Annotated in this window: 4 protein-coding genes; 1 reads left to right on the plus strand and 3 read right to left on the minus strand. The window is 63.3% G+C overall.

What is annotated here, in order from left to right:
* On the plus strand, positions 1–976 hold a 976-nt coding region (locus EN749_RS26505), incomplete at its 5' end, for a hypothetical protein (protein ID WP_128364276.1).
* A 102-nt stretch (positions 977–1,078) separates the two neighbouring features.
* Here the strand turns inward: EN749_RS26505 and EN749_RS26510 are convergent.
* The 3 genes from EN749_RS26510 to EN749_RS26520 all read right to left on the minus strand — a co-directional run.
* Entirely contained in the window at positions 1,079–1,996 is a 918-nt protein-coding gene (locus EN749_RS26510; RefSeq protein WP_127396065.1) for a hypothetical protein, read from the minus strand.
* Positions 1,997–2,220: 224 nt separating this feature from the next.
* Positions 2,221–4,692 (minus strand): DNA topoisomerase (ATP-hydrolyzing) subunit B, encoded by a 2,472-nt coding sequence (gyrB, locus tag EN749_RS26515; protein ID WP_127322107.1) that lies wholly within the window; start codon positions 4,690–4,692, stop codon positions 2,221–2,223.
* 161 nt (positions 4,693–4,853) lie between these two features.
* Positions 4,854–7,317 (minus strand): caspase family protein (locus EN749_RS26520; protein ID WP_128364277.1); only part of this gene is annotated, 2,464 nt, incomplete at its 5' end.

The raw sequence follows: 7,317 nt of genomic DNA on the forward strand, positions 1-7,317 counted from the left end.
CGTCGGCGCGCTCGTCACCATCCTGGCCTCATTCGTCATCTGGTCAGTGGACCGTTTTGGCCTTCCCTATTTCGGCGATGTCGCGGCCTATGTGCGCGCTGAAGCTGCAACCGTCGAGAAGCGGGCTCTGATCCGCAGCCGTGGTCTGAAGCTGCTGAAGCGTCTGATGATGGACGATACCTACGATCGCATCGTGCTGGTCTCGCACAGCCTCGGGTCGATGATCGCCTATGACCTGCTGCAGATCTTGTGGGCCGATTTCAGGCCCCGAAAACTGGAGGCCATTCGCGACAAGGCGAAACTGAAGGCGATCCGCGCCATCGACAAGGCGACGCTTGTTACCGACGGCTCGGCATGGCCCGGCAGCCTTGAAGATCTTGCCGGGTTCCGGCGCGATCAGTGGGAGCTCTATCGCCAACTGCGCACCAAGGACGACAACCATCTGCCATGGAAGATCAGCGATTTCGTCACGCTTGGCAGCCCGCTGACCCACAGCGAATTTCTGGTGACGCACAATCTCGCCGAATTCAGACGCGGCATCGCCGAGCGCCTGTTCTCGGCATGTCCGCCGGTCGCCGAGGGAGCGGCGGCCGGTGGCACTGTGCTTTATCAGGAAGGGCGCAACCGTTCTTCGGGCAAGCCGCAGCGCGCGGTGCATCATGGCGCGGTGTTTGCGGCAACGCGCTGGACCAATATCTTCGACCGCGGCAATGGTTGGTTGACGGGCGATCCGATCTCCGGGCCGATGGCGGAGAATTTCGGCCCGGGCGTGGAGAACATCCAGGTCGAACTGCGCGGTTGCCTCGACCGTGTGTTCACCCACACGCTGTACTGGTCGTTGGCGGCGACCGGTGTCGAGGTCGCCGCCGGCGATCGGCCGCGCTCGCATCTTGCCGTGCTGCGCGACGCTGTCGACCTCGGTCGCAAACTGGAGCCGAGCCAAGCGGAAGCGCAGACGATTCCTCCCCGAAAATAAGGAACAGATTTCAGCGAACGCGGCCGAGGCAGCGCCGCATGACAATTTCAAAACAATGTCCACTCCGGGCGGCCCGGAGTGGACTCGCCTTGCAAGTGCAGTTCAGCGGCTGGTGAGAAAAACCGCTTCCTCATCGTCGCGCTGCCTGCCCCCAAGGGCCGCGGCAGCACTGGCGATGAAGGCGCCGATGACCAGCGAGAGCGCACCAAGCAGGGCAAATGTCGCACCGGCCTTCCTGGCGGTGTCGGCGGCCTGTTGCGCCTTGACCTTGGCGTCCTGAGCCTTGGCGATGACCGCATCCACCCGCGTCTTGGCATCCGCCTCGGAAAGCCCCGTGCGGGCGGCGACCAGTTGCGACAGATATGTCTTGTCCTCGGCCGACACTTCACCCGCCACGGCGCCGGCGATCAGGATGCGCGAGGCCTGCCCGGCCGCCGCGGCATCACTGTCCGGATTGGCGGCCGCCAGTTTGCTCGGATCGGCCGGACGAAACAGCGAATCCACCAGATAGGATGTCGCATTGTCGACCGACGGGGTGCCGGCATTGGCCGAGGCCCCAGCCGATGCGCCCATGGCAGCGCCGGACGCGACGGTGGACACCGCCTGCACGCCTGAACCGATCGCCGCGGAAAGCGCTGAGCCAAGCACGCCGACGACGAGCAATGTGGCGAGTGCCCAGGCGAGAAAACCGTGGGCGGTGTCACGGAAATAGACCTCGTCGGTATGAACGCCGACCCATTTGGTGCGCAGCCGTCCGGCAAGATAGCCGCCGAGGCCGGAGGACAGCCATTGCACGATGACCAGCCAGACCGCGGTGGAAACCGCGAATGTGGTAACGGTTGTGCCAGACCCCGACCAGGGAGACACCATGCTCAACCCCAGCCCCGAACCAAGCAGCATGAGGATGAGGGTCAGCGTCGAAGCCGCGAAGGCGCCGGCGACGATAGGCCCCCAACTTACGGCGGTGGCGGAGGATTCGGTTGAGGCGGAAACGTCGACAGCCGATAGGGTGGACTGCATGACAGCCCCCTATCGCGCGAACAGCATGATCAAAATGATGATCGGGATCGGAATGCCGAGCAACCAGAGCAAAATGCCGCGTCCCATGAAGGCCTCCTGTTAGAAATCGTGATCGATGTTGTCACAATGCTCCAAGGGGACTTCCGTTCCGGCGGACTATAAAATGATTTTCTTGCCGCCGGCGAACAATTGGCGCGCACAGCGCCAATGTCACAGACCAGATATCAGATGTCCAGATTGGCGACGGACAGTGCGTTGTCCTGAATGAATTCTCGCCTGGGTTCGACCTCGTCGCCCATCAGCCGCGAAAACAGCGAATCCGCGTCGGTCGCGTCATTGACCTTGACCTGCAGCAGCGAGCGCACGTTCGGATCGAGCGTGGTTTCCCACAGCTGTTCGGCATTCATCTCGCCGAGACCCTTGTAGCGCTGCATTGTCAGGCCCTTGCGGCCGGTCGCAAAGACCGCATTGAGCATCGCCAGCGGCCCCGAGATGGTTTCGGAGACATCCTTGCGGCGCAGCACCGGCGGCGACCCGTAGACTTCGCTGAGGCGCTGTGCGTAGCGGTCGAGCTGGCGTGCGTCGGCCGAATTGATCAGCGCCAGATCGAGATGCGCGTATTCCTTGACGCTGCGCACCGTGCGCTCGAACACATAGCCGCCGACACCTTCATTCGAGGTCGACATGCGGCCGGTCCAGCCGCGCTCGGTGTCCTCGGCAATGATGTCGAGGCGTTTTGCAATCCGCTCCGCCATGGCGTTGGCGCGGCCGAGATCGGTGAACACGTCCGGGTTGAGCCCGCCGGCGATCGCCGCCTGTTCGACGACGCCTCTGTTGTAGCGCGTGTGCAGGCCGTTGATCAGCTGGCGCACCGCCAGTGCGTCGTCGATGGCTCCGCGCAGGTCCTGCCCGATGCGAACCTCGCCCGAGCCGAGCGTAAGCGATGCTTCCTCCAGTCCCGAGCCGATCAGGAACTCTTCGAACGCGCTCTCGTCCTTGATGTATTGCGAGCTCTTGCCGCGCGTCACTTTGTAGAGCGGCGGCTGGGCGATATAGAGATGGCCGCGCTCGATCAGCTCCGGCATCTGCCGGAAGAAGAAGGTCAGCAGCAAGGTTCTGATATGGGCGCCGTCGACATCGGCGTCGGTCATCAGGATGATCTTGTGGTAGCGCAGCTTGTCGGCGTTGAACTCGTCCTTGCCGATCGAGGTTCCGAGCGCCGTGATCAGCGTGCCGATCATGTCCGAGCCGAGCATGCGGTCGAAGCGCGCCCGCTCGACATTGAGGATCTTGCCGCGCAACGGCAGGATCGCCTGGTTCTGGCGCGAACGCCCACCCTTGGCCGAGCCGCCGGCGGAGTCACCCTCGACGATGAAGATTTCGGACTTCGCCGGGTCGCGTTCCTGGCAGTCGGCCAGTTTGCCGGGCAGGGAAGTGACGCCGAGCGAGCTCTTGCGGGTGATATCGCGCGCCTTGCGCGCCGCTTCACGCGCCGCCGCGGCCTGGATCACCTTGTCGACGACCACCTTGCCTTCGCTCGGATGTTCTTCCAGCCAGGTGCCGAGCGCTTCGTTGACCAGGCCTTCGACGACAGGACGGACTTCCGACGAGACCAGCTTGTCCTTGGTCTGCGAGGAGAATTTCGGATCTGGAACCTTGACTGAAAGCACCGCCGTCAGGCCTTCGCGGCAATCGTCGCCGATCAGCGAGACCTTTTCCTTCTTGGTCAGGCCGGAGGATTCGCCATAGCCGGTGATCTGGCGCGTCAGCGCGCCGCGAAAGCCGGCCAGATGCGTGCCGCCATCGCGCTGAGGGATGTTGTTGGTGAAGGCCAGCACGTTCTCGTGGTAGCTGTCGTTCCACCACATCGCCACTTCGACGGTGATCCCGTCGCGCTCCGCCCGGATGGCGATCGGCTTGTCGATCAGCGGTTTCTTGACCCGATCGAGATATTTGACGAATTCCTCGAGGCCTCCATCATAGTGCAGCTCATGGCGCACGACATCGGCGTGACGGGCATCGGTCAAAATGATGCGCACGCCGGAATTGAGGAAGGCAAGCTCACGCAGCCGGTGTTCCAGCGTGCCGAAGTCGAATTCGACCATGGTGAAGGTCTCGGCCGACGGGAAGAAGGTGATCTGGCTGCCGCTGCGGCCCTCATAGGTGCCCGGCTGCTTGTCCTGCTCATAGCTGCCGGTCGCCTTCAGCGGCGCGTCGGCATTGCCATGCGTGAAACTCATCTCGAAGATCTGGCCGTTGCGGCGGATTTTCAGCTTCAGCCACGCCGACAGCGCGTTGACCACCGAGACGCCGACGCCATGCAGGCCGCCCGAGACCTTGTAGGAATTCTGGTCGAACTTGCCGCCGGCATGCAGCTGCGTCATGATCACTTCGGCCGCCGAAATGCCTTCTCCGGTGTGGATATCGGTCGGAATTCCGCGGCCATTGTCGATCACGGTGACCGAACCATCGGGGTTGAGCGTCACGGTGACGAGATCGGCGTGACCGGCCAGCGCCTCGTCGATGGCGTTGTCGACCACTTCGTAGACCATGTGATGCAGGCCCGAACCGTCGTCGGTATCGCCGATATACATTCCGGGGCGTTTGCGGACAGCATCCAACCCCTTCAAAACCTTGATGGAATCGGCGCCGTATTCGGCTTCAGCGCCGTTGTTGTTGTCGATCTGATCGCTCATGAAAACCTGTTGTCTGGATGCCGCTTGCACGGCGCGAAAAACCCGCTCCGAATCGCGCCTCTGATATGCACTAGATATAGGCGCAAAAGGCGGTTTTTCCAAGGTTTGCAGGCATTTCACGGGGAATGAGCCGGCTGTCCATGGCAGCCTCCCGTCAGGCCCTATTTCACTTTGGCCAGCCGGTCCCTGAGAAACTTGATCATGAACTTGTATCGCGGCGCCAGCCGCCCTCTGCGGTCGAGCTCCAGCGTCATGTCCAGCGCCTGCGAAAGGACCGTCTTGGGGTTCTTGGCGACCTGAGCGTAGTCGATCATGGCAACCACCAGGTCGCGCTGCCAGGTGGCGTTGTTTGGGTCGGACCGGGCGAGCTTCTGGCGGATGTCGAGACTGTCCTGGAAAGCCTGCCGCGCGCCTTTGACGTCGCGCTGCTTGGCCTTGAGCATGCCGATCTCGGACAGAGTGATCGACAGGTCGCGTTGCCAGTCGGCATTGGCAGGGTCGAGCTTGGCCAGCCGGTCGGCGATAGCGAAACTGTCTGTATAGGCCTTGAGCGCTCCGGCGCGGTCGCCCTGAATCGCCAGAATGCCGGCGACCTTTTCCAGGCTGACCGAAAGGTCACGTTGCCAGTCGGCGTTGGCAGGGTCACTGGCCGCCAGCATGCGGGCTATCGAGAGGGCTTGCCTATAGGCGGCGAGGGCTGCCGGCCAGTCCTCTTGATCGCTCAGCGCATTGCCCATCTTTGCGTTGCCGACAGACAGGTCGCGCTTCAACTCACTGTTGTCGGGGTCGCGGCCCACTAATTGTTCGACGATCGCATGGCCCGCTTTATAGGACGCGAGTGCGCCCGCCGCATCGCCGCGCTCGCGCTTGAGGTCGCCGATCGTATCATGGCTGACCGACACATCGCGCTGCCGTTCGGCATCCTGCGGCTTCTTTTCGGCCAATGCCAATCGGATCTTCAGGCTCTCCTCGTAGGCCATCTGGGCGTTGTCCAGTTGCCCCATGACCCGGGCAAGGCCGCCGATCTCGTCATAGCTGATGGTCAGGTCACGCTGCAGCTCGGCGCGCTCCGGTTCGTTGTCGGCAAGCTGCTTCTTGACCGACAAGCCTTCCTGGTAGATCTGCGAGGCCCCAGCCAGATCGCCTTGCGTCACAAGCACATTGCCGATCTTGTCGTCGGCCATGGCGAAGTCGCTGAACCATGACAGCCGATCGGGTTCGGCAGCGGTCAAATCCCTGAGCATGGTTCTGGCGGTCCGATAGTTTTCCAGCGCTTCCGGCAGGTCTCCTTGCGCCAGCTTGATGTTGCCGAGCTTGATGTGGCTGACGGCAAAATCGCGCTTGACGCTCGGGTCGGTTTCCCGGGCCGAACGCAGCTCGAGATTGGACACCAGCGCTGCAAAGGCGCGGCCTGCCGCATCGGTGTTGCCGACAAGGGTGTAGAGCTTGCCGAGCTCGTCCAGCGTTCGGATCTGGCGGTCGGCCTGGTCCAGGGTCAGATCGGTTTGCCCGGCCTCGCCGTAGAGGACCAGCACCGATTCATAGTCCTTGATGGCCGTGGCATAGTCGAGGTCGGCACGCGCCGCACCGCCCGACAGGAAACGCGTCGCCGCCTCGGACAGCGTGCGGTTGACGAAATTGGCCTTCAAGGCGTTGCGCGAAACATTGTCGATGTCGGCGGCTCTGGCGAGGATGGCGCGGGCGCCATCGAAGGCGCCGAGCGAAAGCTGCTCCTCGGCCTGCCGGCGCAATTCCGTCACCTGCGGATCATCGGAGGCCAGCGTCCTCATTTCGCCGCGGACCTTGACGAAGGCGTCGGCCGCCTCGCGCAACCGGGCATTCAGGCTGTCCGCCGAAAGGTGGCTGGCGTCGGAGCTGATCAGCACGCCGTAGAGAGGCGCCAGCGGCATGTCGGCATCGCTGGCGACCTGCTCGACCTCACCGCGCATTTCCGGCGTCACGTCGGCCATGGCAAGCAACAGGCGCTCGCGCTCCGGCAATTGTTGCTTGGCGGCCGCGGCAAAAAACAGCTTCGGCAGGCCGCTCTCGACGTAAGGCAGCTGTTTGCCCCGCGACAAATCGTAGACCTCCTGCTGTACCAGCGTCAGCACCGAGCGGATCTCGAGCCCGTCGGTGCCGAGATATTTGGTCAACGCTGTCGTGAAGGGCGAGTTCTGGCCGGTGCCGTCGGCAGCCGTCTCGCCCGGTGCGGCGGAGAAGGCGAACAGGATGTTTTCGGCGCGGCCAATCCGGCCGAGACCCGGCTTCACCTTGTCGGAGACATCCTTTGCCAGCGATGTCGCGCCGCGCCCTTCACCGCTGCTTCCCGAGAAGGGATCGCTGCGGCAGGCGTCGAGCATGATCAGGCCGACCTTGGCCGTGGCGGCCACGCTGTCGCGCACCTCTTCCAGCGGCAGGCTGGTCTTCTCCAGCGCATCGAGCGAGGAGGCGTCGGCATCGATCGGGAGCAGCCGGTTGTCGCCCAAGATTTCCACGCCGTGGCCGGAGAAGTAGACCAGCGCCACGTCGGCGCCTTTGGCATCCAGGCGAAAATCGTCGAGCGCGCGGCGCATTCGCCGCAGGTCGCGATTGGTTTCGAGGATGACCTCGAAGCCGAGCTTCTTC

This window comes from Mesorhizobium sp. M7A.F.Ca.ET.027.02.1.1, from assembly GCF_004022985.1.
GTDB lineage: Bacteria > Pseudomonadota > Alphaproteobacteria > Rhizobiales > Rhizobiaceae > Mesorhizobium.